This is a genomic window from Bradyrhizobium sp. CCBAU 51765 (assembly GCF_015291725.1).
GTDB lineage: Bacteria > Pseudomonadota > Alphaproteobacteria > Rhizobiales > Xanthobacteraceae > Bradyrhizobium > Bradyrhizobium liaoningense.
Window position 1 is genome coordinate 3,073,389 of sequence record NZ_CP030038.1, and the last position, 21,124, is coordinate 3,094,512.

Consider the following 21,124-nt stretch of genomic DNA (forward strand, 5'->3'; position numbering starts at 1 on the left):
GAATTTTCGTAGTGACCAAGCGCGATGGAAAGTGCTGCGTCGTCAAGGCGCTGGTCGATCTGGAGGCCGTGGCATGCTCCTTGCGTAATCCTTCCTCGCAACGACGCGCAGGAGGGCTGATGTCCACGTTCGACAATCCGTTTGATCCCGACCGCAACCTTCGAGCCGGCTGCGCCTGTGGCCAGCACCGATCCGCGGCAGAGCATGACCAGGCAGCCGCGGCGCTGCATTGTGAGCCCGTCGAGAGCGAGGAGAAGCGCTACGAAGGTGTGGTCGCTTCTGCCGTGATGCGCGCGATGTTTCCGCAGGACGTGGCGCGCCGCGCCTTCCTGAAATCGGTCGGTGCGTCGACCGCGCTTGCGGCGCTGTCGCAATTCTTCCCGCTCAAGACGGCGACGGAAGTCTTCGCTGCGACCGGCGCGCCCGAGAAGAAGGACCTCAAGGTCGGCTTCATTCCGATCACCTGCGCCACGCCGATCATCATGGCGGCGCCGATGGGCTTCTATGCCAAGCACGGCCTCAACGTCGAAGTGGTCAAGACCGCCGGCTGGGCGGTGATCCGCGACAAGACCATCAACAAGGAATACGACGCCGCGCACATGCTGGCGCCGATGCCGATCGCGATCTCGCTGGGCCTGGGTGCCAACGCCATTCCGTTCGCCGTCCCTGCGATCGAGAACATCAACGGGCAGGGCATCGTGCTCGCGACCAAGCACAAGGACAAGCGTGATCCGAAGGACTGGAAAGGCCTGAAGTTCGCCATCCCCTTCGACTATTCCATGCACAATTACCTGCTGCGGTATTATCTCGCCGAGCACGGCATCGATCCCGATACCGACGTGCAGCTGCGCTCGGTGCCGCCGCCGGAAATGGTGGCGAACCTGCGCGCCGACAACATCGACGGCTTCCTCGCGCCCGACAACATCTGCCAGCGCGCGATCTATGACGGCGTCGGCTTCATGCATCTGCTGTCGAAGGAGATCTGGGACGGCCATCCCTGCTGCAGCTTCGCCGCCAGCAAGGAGTTCATCACCACCGCGCCGAACAGCTTTGCGGCGCTGACGCGGTCCATCGTCGATGCCACCGCCTATGCGTCGAAGGCGGAGAACCGCAAGCAGATCGCGGAGGCTATCGCGCCGGCGAACTACATCAACGCGCCGGTCACGGTGCTGGAGCAGGTGCTGACCGGCACCTATGCCGACGGCCTCGGCGGTGTGAAGACCGATCCAAAACGTGTCGATTTCGATCCGTTCCCGTGGCAGTCCTTTGCAGTGTGGATGCTGACGCAGATGAAGCGCTGGGGCCAGATCAAGGGCGACGTCGACTACAAGGCGGTCGCCGAGCAGGTGTACCTCGCCACCGATACCAAGAAGCTGATGACCGAGATGGGGCTGTCGCCGCCTGCAAGCGCGTACAAGTCCTTCGCGGTGATGGGCAAGAATTTCGACCCGGCCAAGCCGGAGGATTACGTGGCGAGCTTCAAGATCAGGAAGGCGTCGTGAGCGCGCCACTCTCTCCCTCGTCGTCCCGGCGAACGCCGGGACCCATACCGCGTGATCTATCGATCGTGTTCGGTAAGAGTGCCGGACGGCGAATCGTCGCCAAACTTCTCCCTGGGGTTATAGATCCCGGCGTTCGCCGGGACGACGCGCGGAGAGGGCTTGCGCGATGACATCCTCCCTCCGCCTCCGCGCCGGCCTCGTCTCCATCGTGCTGCTCGCCGCGTTTCTCGGCGTCTGGCATCTGGCCACGCGCTCCACCGCGCCGGTCGCCACGATGAGCCCCGAATACGCCAAGCTGATGGGCCTGACCGCAACGCAGGGCAAATCGGCGATGCCCGGACCGCTCGACGTCGGCGCCAAGCTCTGGGAGCATGTGAAGCGGCCGTTCTACGACAACGGGCCGAACGACAAGGGGCTCGGCATCCAGCTCGGCTATTCCATCGCGCGCGTGGGCACCGGCTATCTGCTGGCCGTGCTGGTCGCGATTCCGCTCGGCTTCCTGATCGGCATGTCGCCGCTGCTCAGCAAGGCGCTCGATCCCTTCATCCAGGTGCTGAAGCCGATCTCGCCGCTGGCCTGGATGCCGCTCGCGCTCTACACCATCAAGGATTCCTCGGTCTCGGCGATCTTCGTCATCTTCATCTGCTCGATCTGGCCGATGCTGCTCAACACCGTGTTCGGCGTTGCCAGCGTGCGCAAGGAATGGATCAACGTCGCGCGGACGCTGGAGGTCGGGACCGTCAGGCGCGCCTTCACGGTGATCCTGCCGGCGGCGGCGCCGACGATCCTGACCGGCATGCGCATTTCGATCGGCATCGCCTGGCTCGTGATCGTCGCCGCCGAGATGCTCGTCGGCGGCACCGGCATCGGCTACTTCGTCTGGAATGAGTGGAATAACCTCTCGATCACCAACGTCATCATCGCGATCCTGCTGATCGGGGTCGTCGGCATGCTGCTCGACCAGATCCTCGCGCGCTTCACGCGCATGGTCACGTTTCCGGAGTAGGGCAAGTGACCGACAAATTCGTCTCCATCGAAGGCATCGCCAAGCGTTATCCCGGTGCGGGCGGCGCGACGACAACCGTGTTCGAAAATCTGTGGCTTTCGATGGCGCGCGGCGAGTTCTGTTGCGTGATCGGCCATTCCGGCTGCGGCAAGACCACCGTGCTCAACATCCTCGCCGGCCTCGATGCGCCGAGCGAGGGCGCCGTCATCGTCGACGGCCAGGCGATCGCGGGCACCAGCCTCGACCGCGCCGTGATCTTCCAGAGCCATGCGCTTCTGCCCTGGCGTACCGTGCTCGGCAACGTCGCCTATGCCGTCAGCTCGAAATGGCGGAGCTGGGATCGCGCCAAGGTGAAGGCGCATGCGCAGACCTTCATCGATCTCGTCGGTCTCACCGGCTCCGAGCACAAGCGCCCCTCGGAACTGTCGGGTGGCATGAAGCAGCGCGTCGGCATCGCGCGGGCGCTGTCGATCACGCCGAAGATGATGCTGATGGACGAGCCGTTCTCGGCGCTGGACGCGCTGACGCGCGGCACGCTCCAGGACGAGGTGCGGCGCATCTGCCTGGAGACCGGGCAGACCGCGTTCATGATCACCCACGACGTCGACGAGGCGATCTATCTCGCCGACAAGATTTTCCTGATGACCAACGGTCCCGGCGCGGTGCTGGCCGAGGTCGTCGAGAACCCGCTGCCGCGGGATCGCGGCCGCACCGATCTGCACCGCCATCCGCTCTACTACGCCTTGCGCAACCACATCATCGATTTCCTGGTGACGCGCAGCAAGACCTTCGTCGCCGAGACCCCCGATCACGATCCACGCAACGTGCCGATGGTGCACATCGGCAAGCCCGGATTGACGATCGCGTCGAACGGCGAGGAGCCACGCCAGACCTGGACCCCCGGGACCAGTCCCGGACTGACTGCCTGACACGGAGACCCCTGATGAAACGCGAAGACCTCACCGAAAAGCTGCTCGACATCAAGCGCGAGAAGGGCTGGAGCTGGAAGCACATCTGCGAGAAGATCGGCGGCTATTCCGAGGTGCTGATCGTCGGCGCGATCATGGGCCAGATGAAGCTGACCAAGCCGCAGGCGGCCAATGCCGGCGAGCTATTCGGCCTGTCGAAGACCGAAGTTGCGATGCTCAACGAGGTGCCGATGCGCGGCACCGGCACGCCGATGCCGCCGACCGATCCGCTGATCTACCGCTTCTACGAGATGGTGATGGTGAACGGTCCGGCCTGGAAGGCGCTGATCGAGGAGGAGTTCGGCGACGGCATCATGTCGGCGATCGACTTCGACATGGCGCTCGAACGCGTCGCCAACCCGAAGGGCGACCGGGTCAAGATCACCATGAGCGGCAAGTTCCTGCCGTACAAATATTACGGCGCCAGCGGCAACGTGCCGGAATACGGCTTCAAGGAGGACTAACTAGCCTCCGTCATTCCGGGTCCGCGCTGGCGCGCGTCCCGGAATGACACTTCGTGTCACTTCCCCGCCTTCACCTCGGCGGCGGCGACCGCGAGCAGCTCGCTCATCTTGGCGCGAATCACCTGCTCGGTGACGGCGACGTTCTTGGCGGCGAAATCGGCGGTGATCTTGCGCAGGACGTCGGCATCGCCGGCCTCCTCGAAATCCGACGCGACCACCTCCTTGGCATAGGCGGTGGCGGCATCACCGGTGATGCCGAGCTTTTCGGCCGCCCACAGGCCGAGCAGCCGGTTGCGGCGGGCCTCCGCCTTGAACTTCTGCTCCTCGTCGAGGGCATACTTCTTCTCGAAGCCTTCCTGGCGCTTGTCGAACTCGCTCATGCCTTGTTCCAAATCCCCTGCTGAATGGCGCGGGAGCCTTCCGTTGCGGCGCCCCGGCTGCATGCCTACATAGATAGCACGAATCGGCAAAACAACGGGCCGTTAAGCCGCAGGCAAGATGGTATAAGTTGGCGCCGGACGGCCGGATCGATTGTGCTGGGACAGCCAATCGGATAGGTTGCCTAAAGGCTTGGTTCCCGTTCTGTTTCCAAGGGTTTATAGATGGGTTCCCAGCCGTTCACGGCAGCTCCGCTGTGGGTCGTAATCCTAGTCAACCGGAGCACACCAAATTCATGGATTTCAACAAAACACGGTACATCCCAATGAGCCGTCGGCGTCGCATTTATGAAGGCAAGGCAAAGGTTCTTTACGAAGGTCCGGAGCCCGGTACCCTGATCCAGCACTTCAAGGACGACGCCACCGCGTTCAATGCGAAAAAGCATCAGGTGATCGAGGGCAAGGGTGTCCTCAACAACCGGATCTCGGAGTACCTGTTTCAGCACCTCAACGACATCGGGGTGCCGACCCATTTCATCCGCCGGCTCAACATGCGCGAGCAGTTGATTCGCGAGGTCGAGATCGTGCCGCTCGAGGTGGTGGTGCGGAACGTTGCCGCCGGCTCGCTGTCGCAGCGCCTGGGCATCGAGGAGGGCACGCAGCTGCCCCGCTCGATCATCGAATTCTACTACAAGAACGACCAGCTCAACGACCCCATGGTGTCGGAAGAGCACATCACCGCCTTCGGCTGGGCGACGCCGCAGGAGATCGACGACATCATGGCGCTCGCCATCCGCGTCAACGATTTCCTCACCGGCCTCTTCCTCGGCATCGGCATCCGCCTCGTCGACTTCAAGATGGAGTGCGGACGCCTGTTCGAGAACGAGATGATGCGCATCATCGTCGCCGACGAGATCTCGCCGGATAGCTGCCGTCTGTGGGACATCAAGTCGAACGAGAAGCTCGACAAGGATCGCTTCCGCAGGGATCTCGGCGGCCTGCTCGAGGCCTATACCGAGGTCGCAAAGCGTCTCGGCATCCTCATGGAGAACGAGCGTCCGCAGGGCTCCGGCCCGGTGCTGGTGAAGAGCTGAGAGGGGTTTTTTGACGTGAAGGCACGTGTCACCGTTACCTTGAAGACGGGCATCCTCGATCCGCAAGGCAAGGCCATCGAAGGCGCGCTGAAGTCGCTCGGCGTCGACGGCGTCGCCAGCGTCCGCCAGGGCAAGGTGTTCGACATCGAACTCGCCGGCGCCGACAAGGCCAAGGCCGAAGCCGCTCTGAAGGAGGCCGCCGACAAGCTGCTGGCGAATACCGTGATCGAGAATTATCGGGTCGAGCTGCTCGGGTGAGCAGGGTGGCTCACAGCCACCCGACGCTGCGAAAACGCCAGTACAGGGAGCCGCATGCCGTCAGCATCACGCCGAGCAGCATGTAGTAGCCGTACTCCCATTCCAGCTCCGGCATGTGCTTGAAGTTCATGCCGTAGATGCCGGCGAGCGCGGTCGGGATCGCGATGATCGCGAGCCACGAGGCGAGCTTCTTGGACACCGCCGTCTCCTGGGCCTGGCCGACCAGCAGGCTGGCCTCGAAGGCGAAAGCCAGCACCTCGCGCATGGAATCGATGCGCTCCTGGATGTTGCGGACGTGATCGGTGACGTCGCGAAACAGCGGCTGCATGGCCTGCCGCACCATCGACAGTTCGTCATGCTCGAGCCGGCGGCAGACCTCCACCAGTGGGCCGATCGCGGTCCGGAGTCGCAAGAGGTCGCGGCGCAGCATGTAGAGGCGCTCGATCTGTGTCTTGCTGAGGGGCTTGGAGAGCACGTCGTCCTCGATGCCCTCGACCTCCTCGTGAATGCTCTCGAGCACGGGTGAGTAATTGTCGACGATGAAATCGAGGATGGCGTAGAGGATGTAGTCCTCGCCGCGCGCGAGCGCCCGCGGGCAGCTCTCGCAGCGTTCGCGCACCGGTGTGTAGGACGTCGAGGCGCCGTGGCGCACCGAGACCAGATAGCCTTCGCCCACGAAGATGTGCGTCTCGCCGAAGGCGATCCGGCCCTCGATCAGTTGCGCGGTGCGCGCCACGATGAACAGGGCCTCGCCATATTGCTCGATCTTGGGCCGCTGATGGGCGTGGTTGGCGTCCTCGATCGCGAGCTCATGCAGGTCGAACTGCTTCTGGACTGCGCCGAGCAGCGTCATGTCCGGCTCGTGCAGGCCGATCCAGACCACGTGGCCGGGCTTGGCCCGCCAGCTCGAGGCCTCGCTGATGGCGATATTGGCGACGCGCCGGCCGTCGACATAGGCGCCGGCGGCGACGACGCCCTCGGTGGGCACCGGCTCAGAGGGGGATGCGGGCAGCGACGGGACGTTCATGGCTTCAATCCCGGGCGAAACGACTGGCCGATCGGCATGCGACTATCGCCTGTGTACAAGGCGCTCGACCGAGGCTAGCACTGGTAAAATCCCCGTCAAATGGTTATGTCTCTTCACGAATTGGCCCTTCGGCCAGCCCCGATTCCCGCCCACCGTCGGAACCTCTGCCATGAAAGCCGCCATCCTCGTCTTTCCCGGAATCAACCGCGAGCGCGACATGGCGCGTGCCTTGAGGCTGATCTCCGGCAGCGAGCCCGCGATGGTGTGGCACGCCGAGACGTCACTGCCTGCGGGCACCGATCTCGTGGTGGTGCCGGGCGGATTTTCCTACGGTGACTATCTGCGCTGCGGCGCGATCGCGGCGCGGGCCCCGGTGATGGATGCGGTGCGCGACTATGCCGCCAACGGCGGGCTCGTGCTCGGCGTCTGCAACGGATTTCAGATCCTCTGTGAATCCGGCCTGCTGCCGGGCGTGCTGATGCGCAACGCGCGGCTGAAATTCATCTGCCATGACGTGCATCTGCGCGTCGAGCGTTCCGACACGCCGTTCACCCGCGGCTACAATGCCGGGCAGGTGATCCGCGTGCCGGTCGCCCATGGCGAGGGCAATTACGAGGCGGATGAGGAGACCATCAAGCGGCTCGAAGGCGAGGGGCGGGTGCTCTATCGTTATTGTTCGCCTGAAGGTGTGGTCGACGAGGCCTACAACATCAACGGCGCTGCGCACTCCATCGCCGGCATCGTCAACGACAAGGGCAACGTGCTCGGCATGATGCCGCATCCGGAAAACCACGTCGAAGACATCATGGGCTGCACCGATGGCCGCGGCCTGTTCGCCGGCCTCGTCCAGCACCTGGAAAGAGCCGCTTGATTTCGCTCGTAGTGAAGCGTGCTCTCGCCGCAGTCGCGGCGCTCGCGTTCGTAACATGCGCATCCGCGCAAGATTATCCCAAGCGTCCCATCACAATGATCGTGCCGTTCGCGGCCGGCGGCACCTCGGACGTGATCGCGCGCGCGGTCGCCGAGCAGATGGGCATCGCGCTCGGCCAGACCATCGTGATCGAGAACGTTGCGGGGGCTGGCGGCTCGACCGCGCTGGCGCGCGCCTCCCGCGCCGAGCCCGACGGCTACACCATCGCGATCGGCAACGCCGGCACCAATGCTGCGACCTACACGATCTATCCAAAACTGCCGTTCACGCCTGAGTCCTTCGTGCCGATCGCCATGGTGGCGAAGACGTTCGGCATCATCGCCTTACGCGAGGACTTTCCGGCGAAGGACCTGAAAGAGTTCATCGCCTACGCCAAGGCCAATCCCGGCAAGATCAATCTCGGCCATGCCGGCGTCGGCTCCTCGAACTACCTGATCTGCAAGAGCTTCGTCACGGCAGCCGGGATCGACGCGACGCTGGTCGGCTATCGCGGCGCCGCGCCCGCGCTGACCGATGCGGTCGGCAGCCAGATCGACGGCGTCTGCGATGCGGCGGCCTCCGTCTCGCAGTCGATCAACGAGAAGCTTGTGAAGGGGCTGGTCGTCGGCTCGACCGTGCGGCTCGCCACGCTGCCGGGCCTGCCGACTTCGGCCGAAGCGGGCCTGCCCGAATTCGAGGCGCAGGGCTGGAACGGCCTGTTCGCGCCCAAGGGCACCCCGCCGGCCGTCATCGCCAAGCTGAATGCCGCTGCGCGCACCGCTGTGGAAACCGACGCGGTGAAGAAGCGCTTCGCCGACCTCTCGACCGTTGCCCCCGATGCCGACGAGCACGCGCCCGAAGTGTTGCAGAAGCTCGTGACGCGTGACGTCGAGAAATACCGGAAGATGCTCGCGGACGACGCCAAGTAACAGCTACCGCAGCTTCAGCCTTTCCGCCGGCACCGTCATCGCCGCAACGCCTGCCATGACCAGCAGTAGCCCCAGCGCGAGGTTCGACGGCACGCTCTCGCCGAGCAGCAGGACCGACAGACCCACGCCGATCGGGATGCGCAAATAGCCTTGCGCGTTCGTCGTCAGCGTGCCGAGCCGGCCGAGGCAGACGTAGAACAGCATCAGGCCCAATGCGCTGGAGACGATGCCCATGACGATGGTGGCGACGATCGCCGTCGGCGTCGGGCGCAGCGTCCAGGGCTGGTCGATGATCAGCGCGGGCGGCAGCAGCACGAGGCCGCCGAACAGCAGCGAGCCGGTTGCCACCACCATCGGATCGTACTCGGAGAGACGGAGGCCGAAGATGGTCGCGCAGGCAAAGGAAATGGTGGCGAGCAGGATCGCGATCTCCGCTACGATCTCGCTGCCAAGGCCATGCAAAGCATCGAGCCCGACGATCGCGACGGTGCCGGCCAATCCCAGGATCGCGCCAGCGAGCTTGAGCAGCGTCGCCGGCTCGTGCCGCGTGATCAGCGAGGTGATCAGGAAGGCGAAGATCGGCGTCGTCGAAGCCAGCACCACCGTGTTTGAGGCCGGCACGTATTGCTGCGACCAGGTGATGATCAGGAACGGGAAGGTCGAGTTGATTAGCTGCTGGGTCGCGAATAGCTTCCACGCCTTCACGTCGGTCGGCAGCTTGACGCCGCGCATCCACAGGATCGCGAACAGGAAGGCGGCCGCGATCAGTGAGCGTGCCGAGATGAAGGTGATGGGCGGGATGGTGGGAAGCGCCAGCTTGGTCAGCGGATAGGTCGAGCTCCAGCAGCAGGCAAGCGCGAGCAGCAGCGCATAGTCGCGCCAGTTGCGTACCCCGGTGGCGATGGACGGCAACGGCGTTGATGCGGCCGCCGCCGTGCGACCCGCCTCCGATGTGCTCTGCGGCACCTTTTGCTTGCTCCCCGGCGCGAACGCGCTTGCCGGGAAGTCTGGGCGAGGGCGCGCGAAAAGGGAAGCCGCCGAGCTATGCGTTTGGCTGAGGGAGCGCCTTCCGCTTCATCCGCTTGATCGTGCCGGAAAAGGTGAGCAGCACGCGCGTCCCGGACGTCATCTTGCCGCGCAGGAAGATCAGCGAGCCGCCGGCGCGGGTGACCTCGCCGGTGCATTCGATCAGCTCGCCCTCGCGTGCCGCGTCGAGGAATTCGCAGGCGAAGTTGGTCGTCACCGCCCGGCTGTCGAGGACATGGGTGGCGATCGCAAACAGGGAGTAGTCGGCAAAGGCCATGAAGCAGCCGCCATGGACGTTCCCGGAGCCGTTGAGGTGCTTTTTCTCGACCCGGAAGGCGCTGCGGACGCTGCCGTCCGCCTCGATCCGGTGCCAGAACGGGCCGACATGGGACTCGAAACTGTCGCGAATCCAGGTCCGCCAGCCTACAAATTCGCCCTCGGTGGCGACGTGGAGGTCGGGGCGGCGGGGCGGGGGTGCTTTGGTCAATTCGTGCAAAGGAAATCAGGCCTTCAATTGCGGGTCTTGAGCCCTTAAATCCGATCCGACCGCGCCGTGCAATTCCCGTTCCCGCGGTCGCCCCGGCGCAAAACGTGGGACAGCGGGAAAATGCGCCATAAAGGGCTTTTCGAAGCCGTCCGATGTTCCTAGAACGGCCAAACCGCCGCCGAAAGCCTCGAATCCATGAAGAATGAACCCAAGATCACCCCCGAACTGGTTGCCGCCCACGGGCTCAAGCCCGACGAGTACGAGCGCATCCTGAAGCTGATCGGGCGGGAGCCGACCTTCACCGAGCTCGGCATCTTCTCTGCGATGTGGAACGAGCACTGCTCGTACAAGTCCTCGCGCATCCATTTGCGCGGCCTGCCGACCAAGGCGCCCTGGGTGATCCAGGGCCCCGGCGAGAACGCCGGCGTGATCGACATCGGCGACGGACAGGCCGTGGTTTTCAAGATGGAGAGCCACAACCACCCGAGCTATATCGAGCCGTACCAGGGTGCGACCACCGGCGTCGGCGGCATCCTGCGTGACGTCTTCACCATGGGCGCGCGCCCGATCGCCTGCCTCAATGCACTGAGCTTCGGCGCGCCCGAGCACCCGAAGACGCGGCATCTCGTGTCCGGCGTCGTGGCGGGGGTCGGCGGCTACGGCAATTCCTTCGGCGTGCCGACGGTCGGCGGGCAGGTGCGCTTCCACACCCGCTATGACGGCAACATCCTCGTCAACGCGATGGCGGTGGGCCTCGCCGATGCCGACAAGATTTTCTATGCAGCCGCCTCCGGCGTGAACATGCCGATCGTCTATCTGGGCTCCAAGACCGGGCGCGACGGCATCCACGGCGCCTCGATGGCCTCGGCCGAATTCGACGACAAGTCCGAGGAGAAGCGCCCGACCGTGCAGGTCGGCGATCCCTTCGCCGAAAAGCTGCTGCTGGAAGCCTGCCTCGAGATCATGGAGAAGGGCTGCGTCATCGCGATCCAGGACATGGGCGCGGCGGGCCTGACCTGCTCGGCGGTCGAGATGGGCGCCAAGGGCGATCTCGGCGTCGACCTCGATCTCGATGCAGTGCCGACCCGCGAGACCGGCATGAGCGCCTATGAGATGATGCTCTCGGAGAGCCAGGAGCGCATGCTCATGGTGCTCAAGCCCGAGAAGGAAAAGGAAGCCGAGGCGATCTTCAAGAAATGGGGGCTCGACTTCGCCGTCGTCGGCTACACCACGCCGAGCAAGCGCTTCGTGGTCAAGCATGGCGGCGACGTGATGGCCGATCTGCCGATCAAGGAGCTTGGCGACGAGGCGCCGGTCTATGACCGCCCGCATGTCCCCTCCACCGCGCTGCCGGTCGTGCACGCCCGCGACGTGCCGGCGCCGATGGGTCTCGGTGCCGCACTGGAGAAGCTGATCGGCACGCCCGACATGTGCAGCAAGCGCTGGGTGTGGGAGCAGTACGACCACGTCATCCTCGGCAACACCATGCAGCGCCCCGGCGGCGATGCCGCCGTGGTGCGCGTTGAGGACGGGCCGAAGGGCCTCGCGCTGACCGTCGACGTCACGCCGCGCTATTGCGAGGCCGACCCGTTCGAGGGCGGCAAGCAGGCGGTGGCGGAAGCCTGGCGCAACATCACCGCGGTCGGCGGCAAGCCGCTCGCGATCACCGACAATCTCAACTTCGGCAATCCTGAAAGGCCCGAGATCATGGGTCAGTTCGTCGGCTGCCTGAAGGGCATCTCGGAAGCCTGCCGCACGCTCGACTTCCCGGTCGTGTCCGGCAACGTCTCGCTCTACAACGAGACCAACGGCCGCGCGATCCTGCCGACGCCCTCGATCGGCGGCGTCGGCCTGCTCGACGATTTCACCAAGTCAGCTTCGCTCGCCTTCAAGGCCGAGGGCGAGGCGATCCTGTTGATCGGCGAGACCCATGGCTGGCTCGGCCAGTCCGTGTACCTGCGCGACATCTGCGGTCGCGAGGAGGGCGCGCCGCCGCCGGTGGATCTCGCCGCCGAGAAGCGCAACGGCGATTGTGTGCGCGGCATGATCCATGCGGGCACCGCGACTGCCGTGCACGACCTCTCCGACGGCGGCCTCCTGATCGCGCTGGCCGAGATGGCAATGGCGGGCGGGATCGGCGCAAAACTGCTCGCGGCGCCGACCGCGCTGGTGCCGCAGGCCTATTGGTTCGGCGAGGACCAGGCGCGCTATCTCGTCACCGTGCCGGAAGCGGAAGCCGGCCGCGTGCTCGCCAAGATGCGTGGCTGCGAAGTGCCGTGCGTGCGGATCGGCACCACCGGGGGCGATGCGATCGCGATTGCCGGCGAAGCGCCGGTGTCGATCGACACGCTGCGGGCATCGTTCGAGCGGTGGCTACCGGAATATATGGGCGGCAAGGCGGCGTAGGCGCTGCGACACACGCTGTCATTGCGAGCCGACGGGTCCGCGCGAAGTGCGGCCCGATGACAGGCTCCGCGAAGCAATCCAGGACCCCTCCGCCGAGGCAGTCTGGATTGCTTCGTCGCAAGGGCTCCTCGCAATGACGAGTGGAGAGGCCATGCCTCACAATACGCGCGAGGCGCCCGGGATCTGCCGCAACGCTCGCGTGAGCGCCCAGCTCGCCGCGACTGTCAGTACAAAGCCGATCGTGGCCTTGACGATCGCCGGCAGGTCGTAGTCGAACAGCCAGTATTGCAGCCACAGTGCGAATGGATAGTGCACCAGGAACATGCCGAACGCGTCGCCCTGCATTGGATCGAGCAGCTTGGCTGAGCCTGATTGCTTGAACCTCTGGAAAAAGGCCAGGATCAGAAACATGATGGCCACGCTGAAGACAGTGAAGCAGATGGCATAGAGCGCTTCATACCAGTCCGGCAACGGCGACGGATTGCCCAGTATTTCGCGCTTGATGAAGATCAGCACCCACAAGAGGCAATACGGAACGATCGCCAGTACCATCCAGTCCCAGCTGACCTTTGCCATGCGGCCGTCGACAGCGAGCAGCCCGCGATCCATTTGCGCAACGCCGATGCCGGCACCGAAAAGGAAGTAGGTCGCGTAGAGCATCACACGCCCTTGCTGGACCGAGAACGGCCCGAACTCGAACCAACTGCTATGCCCGTAGCGAACCAGCCCGGGAACGTAAAAGGCAGCGGTGACGGCAAGCATCACTGCGAAGAACACCGCGGGCCGGCGGCGGCCGTGCAGCGAGAGCCGATTGATCGGATCGAGCAGATTGGGCGACAGCCGGTACAGCAGGCAGGCAATCAGGTCGAAGCCGAGCAAGACCCAGAGAAACCAGATCGGCCCGCTCGGCCACGGGCCCTTCGTGATCATATTCCAATAGTATTCCGAAAAGCCGATCTCGGGATGGTGCCGCAGTGAGATGGCGTAATAGGCGACCGGAATGACCGTGAAAGCGCAGATCACGAATGGCAGCGCGAGCCGAAGCAGGCGATCCTGCAAGTAGTTCAGCGGTCCCTTCCGGGCGATGCTAGACCAGGCGAACAGTCCCGACAGGAAGAAGAACATCGCCATGAAGAAACTGTCGGTGGCGAGCACGATCATGTCGAAGCCGAAGAAATAGGTCGGATCGGTATGACCGAAATAAGTATAGGGGATCACCGCGTGATGCAGCAGCACCACCAGAGTCAGGAAGGTGCGGGCGCGATCAATCGCCAAGTTGCGCACCTTGCTCTGCGGCGCGGCATGCACCTCTGCGCCGATCGTCGCTGAATGTGACATCGTCATCGTGCCGCCCTGATCGCGTTCCTGATCCCGGCTGGACTCTGCCGCCGGGAACTCGATTCAGCAAGGGCAGTTTGTGTGGTAGGTCGCCCCCGATTACCTTTGGGAACCAGTTCCTCGCAGCGATGTTAGCGTTCGCCGAAAAACAGCGTAGGCCGTGAGACGCGGCAGTTCGGAGCTGGCCATGACGATCCTGAAATGGGCGTTGATCTTCCTGCTTGTATCGATCGTGGCCGGCGTGCTCGGCTTCACCGACATTTCGGCCGCCTCCGCCGATATCGCCCGCTTCCTGTTCTACGTCTTCGTCGTGATCTTCCTCGTCCTGCTGATACTGGGCCTCACGATCTTCCGGGCTTAGCGGGGCCGCCGCCCCGCACGCTCAGTCATGACAGCGGCCTTGACCCGGGCATCCATCGATTGCGTCCAGGAAGGCCGGGAAGAAGCCCCGGCGATGACGGCGGCGTATGGAGCGCGCTACCCCACTTCTTCGATCTTAACCTTGTCCGGATAGAAGGCGAGATGGCCGGCAATCTCGGTCATGGCGGGGAAGGGCGCCTCATAAGTCCAGATTGCGTTGTCCAACATCTTGCCGTCGGCCTTGACGGTGAAATAGCTCGCATCCCCCTTGTACGGGCAGTGGGTGACACGGTCGGTGCGCTCCAGCAGGGCCATGTTGGTGTCCTCTCGTGGCACATATTGCACCGCCGGGTATTTGGCTTCCTTCAGGGTCAGCGCCTTGCTGGTCTCGGCGATGACGATGTCGCCCGCGGTCACCCGGACGCGCCGGGGATTTGGGGTGATGGTGATGGGGTGGTCGGGCCCTGGAAGCTTCATGATTTTTCACGCCTTTTCGATCAATCTGCCGCGCGCGGCACTTTGTCGTGCCTTTATCCTGATGGGATCACGGATATAGTGCCGGAAGGCGTGACGGAGAAGGCCGTTCACGCTAAGTTTGCGCTTGCCGGCGAGCGGGACCCCGGCAGCGATTCGAACGCTTGGACCAGAAAACGCTTGGACCAGAAGGAGCGAGACCCGAATGCCCATGGATGCCCACGATATCGAGGCGATGATCAAGGCTGCGATCCCCGATGCCGAGGTGACCATCCGTGACCTCGCCGGCGACGGCGACCACTATGCCGCGACCGTGATCTCGGAATCCTTCCGCGGCAAGTCGCGCGTCCAGCAGCACCAGATCGTCTACCAGTCCCTGCAGGGCCAGATGGGGGGCGTCCTGCACGCGCTGGCGCTGCAAACCGGCGTGCCCGGCACCTGACCTGATCGTGCCACGGGGGCGATGATGGCTGCGGACAACCCTCGCGGCGCGATGTTTCGCGTTATCGTGCCGAGCCAGCACAGCCGCGTCACCTTTGTCGAGCTGTTCTTCGACCTCGTCTTCGTCTTTGCCGTCACGCAAATCTCGCACTCGCTGCTGCATCATTTCACGCCCCTCGGCGCGGTGCACGTCGCGGTGCTGTTTCTCGCGGTGTGGTGGGTGTGGGTCTACACCGCCTGGGTCACCAACTGGCTCAATCCCGAGCTGACGCCGGTCCGCCTCCTGATCTTTTTGATGATGCTGGGCGGCCTCGTGCTGTCGACCACGATCCCGACCGCGTTCGAGGGGCGCGGCCTGTGGTTCGCGATTGCCTACGCGACCATGCAGGTCGGACGTACCGCATTCTGGCTGCTCGCAACGCCGCGACATCGCACGGCCGTGCGGCACAACGCGATCCGCATCCTGACCTGGTTGTCGATCTCCGCGGTCCTGTGGATCGCAGGCGGCCTGTCCGAGGGAGATACGCGGCTATCGCTGTGGATCGCGGCCGTGATCTGGGAATACATCTCGCCGGCGGCACGCTTCTGGGTCCCGAAGCTCGGGTTTTCCTCGGTCGAGGCGTGGGCCGTCGAAGGCGGCCACATGGCCGAGCGCTGCGCGCTGTTCGTCATCATAGCACTCGGCGAAGCCATCGTCGTCAACGGCGCCACCTTCGCCGAGCTCGAGTGGACCGCGAACAACATCCTGGCCTTCGTCTCGGCGCTGGTCGGCGCCATCGCGATGTGGTGGATCTATTTTCACAAGGGCGCGGAGGCCGGAGCCGAGCGCATCTCGAAATCCGCCGAATCCGGCCGCCTGGCCCGGCTCGCCTACACCTATCTGCACACGCCGATCGTGGCCGGCATCATCCTGACCGCGGTCTCGGACGAACTGGTGTTGAAGCATCCGACCGGCCATTCCGACACCCGCACCATCGTGAGCACGATCGGCGGGCCCCTGGTGTTCCTGGTCGGCACCATCCTTTTCAAGTACGCGATCCGCGGCTTCCTCCAGCTCTCTCACGGGATCGGCATCATCCTGCTGCTGGCGGTGAGCTGGTTTGCGGCGGACCTCTCGCCGCTGTGGCTGTCGGTCGCCACCACGATGATCATGATCGTCGTGGCGGTTTGGGAGTCGGTGTCGCTGGGATCAGAGCCGGAAGAAGCGGCGGAGCATTGAGCCCCGGCGCTACTCCGCCACCTCGAGCGCGTGCACCGAGAACATGTTCGCCGCGTCCGTCCAGCTCTCGCGGACGCGCCAGCCCGCGCCCTGCGCCAGCGCGGCGAAACGCTCGATGCTGTATTTGTAGCTGTTCTCGGTGTGGATGCTCTCGCCGGGGCGGAACGAGAAGCTGGTGCCGAGCAGACGCACGGTCTGGCTCTTCTTGCTGATCAGATGCATCTCGATCCGGTGCCGCTCGCGATTGTAGATCGCGCGATGGGTGAAGGCGGAGAGATCGAAATTGCCGCCGAGCTCGCGATTGATGCGCACCAGCACATTCAGGTTGAAGCGCGCGGTGACGCCGGCGGCGTCGTTGTAGGCGTCAAAGAGGATCCGCTCGTCCTTCTCGAGATCGGCGCCGATGATCATCTGCGCGCCCTTGCCGAGAATCTTGCGGGCGCTCCTCAGGAAGGCCTGGGCCTCTTGCGGTTCGAAATTGCCGATGGTCGAACCCGGGAAGAAGCCGACCTTCGGCATGGATGCGACCTGCTTGGGCAGCTCGAACGGCGTGGTGAAGTCGGCGGCGACCGGATAGATGCCGAGCGTCGGGAAGTCGCGCTTCAGCCCGTTCGCCTGCGCCTTCAGGAAGTCGCCGGAAATATCGACGGGGACATAGGCCGCGAACCTGCAATGATCGAGCAGCAGGCGGACCTTCGTGGTCGCGCCGGCGCCGAACTCGACGAGCGCCGCGTGCTCCGGAATGATGCTTGCGATCTCGCCCCCGCGCTCTCTCAGGATCGCAAGCTCTGTGCGCGTCGGATAATATTCCGGCAGGCGCGTGATGGCCTCGAACAGCTCCGATCCCGTCGCGTCATAGAAATATTTCGGCGACAGTTTTTTCGGCTGCTGCGAGAGGTCCTCGATGGCCTCGCGGGCAAAGGCGGTGGTCTGCTCGTCGGGAAGATGGGCTTCGGCCAAAGCGCTGGCGTGCACATTCATGATACTCTCCTGAACGCGCTGTCCGGCGCGCATTGATCGTCGGAAAATTTAGTCGTAATCGGCGAGCCGCAGTCCGGTGAACTGCCAGCGATGGTGCGGATAGAAGAAGTTGCGATAGGTGATACGGCTGTGGCCTTGCGGAGTTGCGAGCGAGGAGCCGCGCAGCACCAGCTGGTTGACCATGAACTTGCCGTTGTACTCGCCGAGCGCGCCTTCGACGGCGCGGTAACCGGGATAGGGTGAATAGGAGCTGCGGGTCCATTGCCAGGCGATGCCGAAGGCGTCGTTGAGCTGGCCGGCGCGGGCCGCGACCTCCCATTCCATCTCGGTCGGCAGGTGTTTTCCGGACCAGCGCGCGAAGGCGTCGGCCTCATAGTAGCTGATGTGGCAGACGGGCGCGTCCGGATCGACCGGCTTGAGGCCGGCCAGCGTCATCACGTGCCATTGGCCGTCGATCTCGCGCCAGTAGCCCGGGGCCTGCCAGTCTTCCTTGCTGGCCGCGGCAAAGCCGTCCATCAGCCACAGAGTTGCCGTCCGATAGCCGCCAGCCTGCATGAAGGCGAGCCACTCGGCATTGGTGACCAGATTGCGGGCGAGCTTGACCGGACCGACGAGGGCGCGGTGGGCGGGCTTCTCATTGTCGAAATGGAAGCTGTCGTCGACATGGCCGACGGTGTGGATGCCTTCGTTGAGCGCCGGCCAATCCTCGCCGTTGCGCGTTGCGGCCGGGAAGCGCCAGTCCGGATCGTAGGCCGGATAGATCGGGTTCTGCGCAAAGGCATGCAGGATGTCGGTGAACATCAGCTCCTGATGCTGCTGCTCATGATTGAGGCCCACCTCGACCAGCGACGCGATTGCGCGGAGCTTGTCCTCGCGAGCCTCGCGGAAGAATTTGACGACGGCGGCATCGACGTATTTGCGATAGGCGCCGACCTGGTCGGCGCTCGGCCGGGTGATGTCGCCGCGATGATTGCGGGCGTGTCGCGGGCCGGCGCTGACGTAATAGGAATTGAACAGGAACGCGAAATCGGGGTGGAAGGGCCGGTAGCCCGCAGCGTGCTCGCCGAGCAGGAATTGCTCCCAGAACCATGTGGTATGGGCCCGGTGCCATTTGGTCGGGCTGGCATCGGGCATAGACTGGATCTGCTGGTCCTCCGGTGACAGCGGCGCCGCCCGCCGTTCGGTCTCATTGCGGACGGTGAGAAACGCCGATTCCAGCCGCTGGGCGAGGTCGTCCGGATGGGAGGACGGTGACGAAAGCTGGGGGGCGGCCGTAGCTGAGGCTTGTTTCGTCACGTTTTTCTCCAGACAGGACAAGAGAACGTTGTTCGCGCGACCCGGTTCCACAAACAGGGTTCGTCCTAGATAGGGGCTCTGTTACGGTATGAAAGTCCTCTCCGGCGATGATATTGATGTCATCAGCCTATGGACCTGTTGGGCTCCGCACTGTCGCCAGGGGGCCCGTCGCCGCCATTTTACTTTGGATGCACAACGGTTTGGGCTACATATATGGGTAGGTATCGGGTTAAATCGGTCGAGCCGGCCCGAAAAGATTGGTGAGGGCTCGGCCTAGAAGGACATGGATATGAGCATCGAGGAATTCATCGCCAACGAAGTGAAGTCGAACGACGTGGTTCTGTTCATGAAGGGCACGCCGCAATTTCCGCAGTGCGGTTTCTCCGGCCAGGTCGTCCAGATCCTCGATCATCTCGGCGTCGGCTATAAGGGCCTCAACGTCCTCGAATCCGCCGAGCTGCGCAACGGCATCAAGACCTTCTCCAACTGGCCGACCATTCCGCAGCTCTATGTGAAGGGCGAGTTCGTCGGCGGTTGCGACATCGTCCGCGAGATGTTCCAGGCCGGCGAATTGCAGCAGCTCTTCTCCGAGAAGGGCGTCGTCGTCGCGGCCTGATACGTGACCGTCCTGATGTGCCGGATCGGCGGCGCCAGGCTTGAGGTCATCGTTGCCGACATCACGACACTCGGCGTCGACGCCATCGTCAACGCCGCCAACACGTCGCTCCTTGGAGGGGGCGGCGTGGACGGTGCGATCCATCGGGCGGCCGGGCCCGAGCTCGTCGCCGAATGCCGCATGCTCCACGGCTGCAAGACGGGTGACGCGAAGATCACCAGGGGTTATCGGCTCAAGGCCGCACATGTGATCCATACCGTCGGTCCGGTATGGAATGGCGGCACGCTCGGCGAGGACGATCTGCTCGCCTCCTGTTATCGCCGATCGATGGAGCTGTGCGGTCGGCACGAACTGACATCGGTGGCATTTCCCGCGATTTCGACCGGCATTTTCCGCTTTCCTGCCGACCGGGCGGCCGATATCGCCGTGCGCACCACGATCCAAGCGCTCGCTGCTGCGCCGTCCGTTGCGTACGTGGTGTTCTGCTGCTTCGCCCAGCCTGGCGCCGAACTCCATGCCGAAGCGCTTGCGCGACACGGCGGCCCCGGCAAAATCGCCGGTGCTGTTTCGTGATCGATCCGAGGCAGGAAAAGTTTCCTCGTCCTCCTGAAGCAGATCCCGGCCGAGCGCCAGCGCATGCAGCGAACATTGAAGCAGTCGGTTTATGAAGCCATGGAGAAATGACATGCGTGGACGCCGCGCGTTCATCGCGGGGCTCGTTCTTCTCGTTGCCGTCGTCGGTGCGAAGGCCGGCGCCGAGGGACGCGCTGCCCGCACGCTCTCCACGGAAGGGCTGGCGAAGGTTTCCGACTACATCCGGAACGAGGTTGCCGCCGGCAAGATCCCCGGCGCTATCCTGCTGCTCCAGCAATACGGCAAGCCGGTCTACTACGAGAATTTCGGCGTTCGCGATGTCGGCACCCAGATATCGATGAGCGCGGATACGATCTTCCGCCTCTATTCGATGTCGAAGCCGATCACATCCGTCGTGGCGATGATGCTGGTCGAGGAAGGCAGGCTTTCGCTCGACGATCCCGTGTCCAAATACATTCCGGCCTTTGCCGGCATGAAGGTGGGCATCGAAAGGAAAGCAGCGGACGGCAAGGTTTCGCTGATGCTGGAGCCGCAGCAGCGTCCGATCACGATCAAGGACCTCTTGCGCCACACCGCGGGGCTGCCTTACGGCTTTCGTGGCGGTGGACTGGTGCGCGAGGTCCATGCTGCGGCCGACCTCTTCAACAGCGATCTTTCCAATGCCGGGTTTGTCGCGAAGCTCGCCACGTTGCCGCTCGCCGAGCAGCCTGGCACGGTGTGGACCTACGGTTTCGCCACCGACGTGCTCGGCCGCGTCGTTGAGGTGGTCTCGGGCAAGACGCTGCTCCAGTTCGAGAAGGAGCGGCTGCTCGACCCGCTCGGCATGACCGAGACTGCGTTCTACGTTGCCGATCCCGCCAGGTTTGCACGTATCGCCGAGCCGATGCCGGAGGACCGCAGCATCAGCCCGACGACTGCAGTCCGCGACATCAGGCGGCCCGTGAGATGGGAATCCGGCGCCGGCATGGTCGGCACGATCGGCGACTACGCCCGCTTCGCGCAGATGCTGCTGAATGGCGGCACTTATGAGGGCCGTCGCTATCTGAAGCCCGAGACCATTGCGCTGATGGTTTCGGACCACATCGGACCCGAGACGAAGATCGTACGCGACCGGATGTACTACCCGGGAGAAAGCTCGGGCTTCGGCCTCGGCTTTGCGATGCGCACCTCGGTGCCGCCGGGCACCTCTTGGCCACTCGGCGAATATCGCTGGGACGGAGTTGCCGGCACGTTCTTCTTCATCGATCCCGAAGACGATCTGTTCGGGATATTCATGGCGCAGACGCCGTCGCAGCGCGGCCGGATTCAACTCGAGCTGAAGACGCTGATCTATCAGGCGATGGGGCGCTGA

The 21,124-nt window shown here is 64.0% G+C and carries 23 protein-coding genes; 15 read left to right on the forward strand and 8 right to left on the reverse strand.

The features are described 5' to 3' along the window. Nucleotides 1-119 precede the first annotated feature (119 nt). From XH96_RS14600 to cynS, 4 genes are all read left to right on the forward strand, one after another. The gene (locus XH96_RS14600; protein WP_194393102.1) at nt 120-1,502 is read left to right on the forward strand and encodes a CmpA/NrtA family ABC transporter substrate-binding protein; all 1,383 of its coding nucleotides are present in this window, start codon (nt 120-122) and stop codon (nt 1,500-1,502) included. Nucleotides 1,503-1,668: 166 nt separating this feature from the next. Further along, the gene (gene ntrB, locus XH96_RS14605) at nt 1,669-2,508 is read left to right on the forward strand and encodes a nitrate ABC transporter permease (RefSeq protein ID WP_194393103.1); all 840 of its coding nucleotides are present in this window, start codon (nt 1,669-1,671) and stop codon (nt 2,506-2,508) included. A gap of 5 nt (nt 2,509-2,513) precedes the next feature. Then, nucleotides 2,514-3,437, forward strand: coding sequence for an ABC transporter ATP-binding protein (locus XH96_RS14610; RefSeq protein WP_194393104.1), 924 nt, complete (start codon nt 2,514-2,516; stop codon nt 3,435-3,437). Between the two features lie 14 nt (nt 3,438-3,451). Next, nucleotides 3,452-3,940 (forward strand): cyanase, encoded by a 489-nt coding sequence (gene cynS, locus XH96_RS14615; RefSeq protein WP_194393105.1) that lies wholly within the window; start codon nt 3,452-3,454, stop codon nt 3,938-3,940. Nucleotides 3,941-3,996: 56 nt separating this feature from the next. On the opposite strand, the gene XH96_RS14620 is transcribed toward cynS, so the two are convergent. Continuing rightward, nucleotides 3,997-4,320, reverse strand: coding sequence for a DUF1476 domain-containing protein (locus XH96_RS14620; RefSeq protein WP_194393106.1), 324 nt, complete (start codon nt 4,318-4,320; stop codon nt 3,997-3,999). A 323-nt stretch (nt 4,321-4,643) separates the two neighbouring features. Between XH96_RS14620 and purC the strand changes: the two genes are divergently transcribed. Continuing rightward, nucleotides 4,644-5,411 carry a phosphoribosylaminoimidazolesuccinocarboxamide synthase gene (gene purC / locus XH96_RS14625; RefSeq protein ID WP_173015815.1) on the forward strand — a complete coding sequence of 256 codons (768 nt, stop codon included), beginning with the start codon at nt 4,644-4,646 and terminating at the stop codon, nt 5,409-5,411. Nucleotides 5,412-5,426: 15 nt separating this feature from the next. Next, complete coding sequence (gene purS / locus XH96_RS14630) at nt 5,427-5,669, forward strand: phosphoribosylformylglycinamidine synthase subunit PurS (RefSeq protein WP_025037302.1); 243 nt, start codon at nt 5,427-5,429, stop codon at nt 5,667-5,669. A gap of 10 nt (nt 5,670-5,679) precedes the next feature. Here purS and XH96_RS14635 read toward each other — a convergent pair whose 3' ends face one another. Next, on the reverse strand, nt 5,680-6,696 hold the full coding sequence (locus XH96_RS14635) for a magnesium and cobalt transport protein CorA (RefSeq protein WP_194393107.1): 1,017 nt from the start codon (nt 6,694-6,696) through the stop codon (nt 5,680-5,682). A 169-nt stretch (nt 6,697-6,865) separates the two neighbouring features. On the opposite strand from XH96_RS14635, the gene purQ reads away from it, so the two are divergent. Both purQ and XH96_RS14645 read left to right on the forward strand, forming a co-directional pair. After that, the gene (gene purQ / locus XH96_RS14640; RefSeq protein ID WP_194393108.1) at nt 6,866-7,567 is read left to right on the forward strand and encodes a phosphoribosylformylglycinamidine synthase subunit PurQ; all 702 of its coding nucleotides are present in this window, start codon (nt 6,866-6,868) and stop codon (nt 7,565-7,567) included. Next, nucleotides 7,564-8,535: a tripartite tricarboxylate transporter substrate binding protein BugD gene (locus XH96_RS14645; protein WP_194393109.1), complete on the forward strand. Its 972-nt coding sequence runs from the start codon at nt 7,564-7,566 to the stop codon at nt 8,533-8,535. Before purQ ends, XH96_RS14645 begins: the two co-directional genes overlap by 4 nt. A 3-nt stretch (nt 8,536-8,538) precedes the next feature. On the opposite strand, the gene XH96_RS14650 is transcribed toward XH96_RS14645, so the two are convergent. Together XH96_RS14650 and XH96_RS14655 are read right to left on the reverse strand one after the other, a co-directional pair. Then, a complete protein-coding gene (locus XH96_RS14650; protein ID WP_194393110.1) occupies nt 8,539-9,501 on the reverse strand; it encodes a DMT family transporter in 963 nt (320 codons plus the stop codon). A gap of 76 nt (nt 9,502-9,577) precedes the next feature. Further along, nucleotides 9,578-10,057: a PaaI family thioesterase gene (locus XH96_RS14655; RefSeq protein ID WP_194393111.1), complete on the reverse strand. Its 480-nt coding sequence runs from the start codon at nt 10,055-10,057 to the stop codon at nt 9,578-9,580. Nucleotides 10,058-10,243: 186 nt separating this feature from the next. Between XH96_RS14655 and purL the strand changes: the two genes are divergently transcribed. Then, the gene (gene purL, locus XH96_RS14660) at nt 10,244-12,454 is read left to right on the forward strand and encodes a phosphoribosylformylglycinamidine synthase subunit PurL (RefSeq protein WP_194393112.1); all 2,211 of its coding nucleotides are present in this window, start codon (nt 10,244-10,246) and stop codon (nt 12,452-12,454) included. Between the two features lie 156 nt (nt 12,455-12,610). On the opposite strand, the gene XH96_RS14665 is transcribed toward purL, so the two are convergent. Then, nucleotides 12,611-13,798: an acyltransferase gene (locus XH96_RS14665; RefSeq protein ID WP_194393113.1), complete on the reverse strand. Its 1,188-nt coding sequence runs from the start codon at nt 13,796-13,798 to the stop codon at nt 12,611-12,613. Between the two features lie 181 nt (nt 13,799-13,979). Here XH96_RS14665 and XH96_RS14670 point away from each other — a divergent pair, with 181 nt between their 5' ends. Further along, nucleotides 13,980-14,153: a DUF1328 domain-containing protein gene (locus XH96_RS14670; RefSeq protein ID WP_061883064.1), complete on the forward strand. Its 174-nt coding sequence runs from the start codon at nt 13,980-13,982 to the stop codon at nt 14,151-14,153. Between the two features lie 116 nt (nt 14,154-14,269). On the opposite strand, the gene XH96_RS14675 is transcribed toward XH96_RS14670, so the two are convergent. Next, nucleotides 14,270-14,629 (reverse strand): DUF427 domain-containing protein, encoded by a 360-nt coding sequence (locus XH96_RS14675; protein ID WP_194393114.1) that lies wholly within the window; start codon nt 14,627-14,629, stop codon nt 14,270-14,272. 202 nt (nt 14,630-14,831) lie between these two features. On the opposite strand from XH96_RS14675, the gene XH96_RS14680 reads away from it, so the two are divergent. Together XH96_RS14680 and XH96_RS14685 are read left to right on the forward strand one after the other, a co-directional pair. Beyond that, nucleotides 14,832-15,068, forward strand: coding sequence for a BolA/IbaG family iron-sulfur metabolism protein (locus XH96_RS14680; RefSeq protein WP_008139419.1), 237 nt, complete (start codon nt 14,832-14,834; stop codon nt 15,066-15,068). Between the two features lie 24 nt (nt 15,069-15,092). Further along, on the forward strand, nt 15,093-16,286 hold the full coding sequence (locus tag XH96_RS14685) for a low temperature requirement protein A (RefSeq protein ID WP_194393115.1): 1,194 nt from the start codon (nt 15,093-15,095) through the stop codon (nt 16,284-16,286). Nucleotides 16,287-16,295: 9 nt separating this feature from the next. Here XH96_RS14685 and egtD read toward each other — a convergent pair whose 3' ends face one another. Beyond that, nucleotides 16,296-17,267, reverse strand: coding sequence for an L-histidine N(alpha)-methyltransferase (egtD, locus tag XH96_RS14690; protein ID WP_194393116.1), 972 nt, complete (start codon nt 17,265-17,267; stop codon nt 16,296-16,298). A gap of 48 nt (nt 17,268-17,315) precedes the next feature. Further along, on the reverse strand, nt 17,316-18,614 hold the full coding sequence (egtB, locus tag XH96_RS14695) for an ergothioneine biosynthesis protein EgtB (RefSeq protein WP_194393117.1): 1,299 nt from the start codon (nt 18,612-18,614) through the stop codon (nt 17,316-17,318). 238 nt (nt 18,615-18,852) lie between these two features. On the opposite strand from egtB, the gene grxD reads away from it, so the two are divergent. The 3 genes from grxD (at nt 18,853) to XH96_RS14710 (ending at nt 21,124) form a co-directional block, all read left to right on the forward strand. After that, a complete protein-coding gene (gene grxD / locus XH96_RS14700; RefSeq protein WP_194393118.1) occupies nt 18,853-19,179 on the forward strand; it encodes a Grx4 family monothiol glutaredoxin in 327 nt (108 codons plus the stop codon). A gap of 3 nt (nt 19,180-19,182) precedes the next feature. Further along, the gene (locus XH96_RS14705; protein WP_194393119.1) at nt 19,183-19,752 is read left to right on the forward strand and encodes an O-acetyl-ADP-ribose deacetylase; all 570 of its coding nucleotides are present in this window, start codon (nt 19,183-19,185) and stop codon (nt 19,750-19,752) included. 112 nt (nt 19,753-19,864) lie between these two features. Then, the gene (locus XH96_RS14710) at nt 19,865-21,124 is read left to right on the forward strand and encodes a serine hydrolase (protein WP_194393120.1); all 1,260 of its coding nucleotides are present in this window, start codon (nt 19,865-19,867) and stop codon (nt 21,122-21,124) included.

Coding starts and splice junctions, on each gene's coding strand:
- XH96_RS14600 (WP_194393102.1), top strand. CDS start 120: ATGTCCACGTTCGACAATCCGTTTGATCCCGACCGCAACCTTCGAGCC.
- XH96_RS14635 (WP_194393107.1), bottom strand. CDS start 6,696: ATGAACGTCCCGTCGCTGCCCGCATCCCCCTCTGAGCCGGTGCCCACC.
- XH96_RS14675 (WP_194393114.1), bottom strand. CDS start 14,629: ATGAAGCTTCCAGGGCCCGACCACCCCATCACCATCACCCCAAATCCC.
- XH96_RS14620 (WP_194393106.1), bottom strand. CDS start 4,320: ATGAGCGAGTTCGACAAGCGCCAGGAAGGCTTCGAGAAGAAGTATGCC.
- cynS (WP_194393105.1), top strand. CDS start 3,452: ATGAAACGCGAAGACCTCACCGAAAAGCTGCTCGACATCAAGCGCGAG.
- XH96_RS14680 (WP_008139419.1), top strand. CDS start 14,832: ATGCCCATGGATGCCCACGATATCGAGGCGATGATCAAGGCTGCGATC.
- egtD (WP_194393116.1), bottom strand. CDS start 17,267: ATGAATGTGCACGCCAGCGCTTTGGCCGAAGCCCATCTTCCCGACGAG.
- purC (WP_173015815.1), top strand. CDS start 4,644: ATGAGCCGTCGGCGTCGCATTTATGAAGGCAAGGCAAAGGTTCTTTAC.
- XH96_RS14710 (WP_194393120.1), top strand. CDS start 19,865: ATGCGTGGACGCCGCGCGTTCATCGCGGGGCTCGTTCTTCTCGTTGCC.
- XH96_RS14665 (WP_194393113.1), bottom strand. CDS start 13,798: ATGACGATGTCACATTCAGCGACGATCGGCGCAGAGGTGCATGCCGCG.
- purQ (WP_194393108.1), top strand. CDS start 6,866: ATGAAAGCCGCCATCCTCGTCTTTCCCGGAATCAACCGCGAGCGCGAC.
- ntrB (WP_194393103.1), top strand. CDS start 1,669: ATGACATCCTCCCTCCGCCTCCGCGCCGGCCTCGTCTCCATCGTGCTG.
- purL (WP_194393112.1), top strand. CDS start 10,244: ATGAAGAATGAACCCAAGATCACCCCCGAACTGGTTGCCGCCCACGGG.
- XH96_RS14670 (WP_061883064.1), top strand. CDS start 13,980: ATGACGATCCTGAAATGGGCGTTGATCTTCCTGCTTGTATCGATCGTG.
- XH96_RS14685 (WP_194393115.1), top strand. CDS start 15,093: ATGGCTGCGGACAACCCTCGCGGCGCGATGTTTCGCGTTATCGTGCCG.
- grxD (WP_194393118.1), top strand. CDS start 18,853: ATGAGCATCGAGGAATTCATCGCCAACGAAGTGAAGTCGAACGACGTG.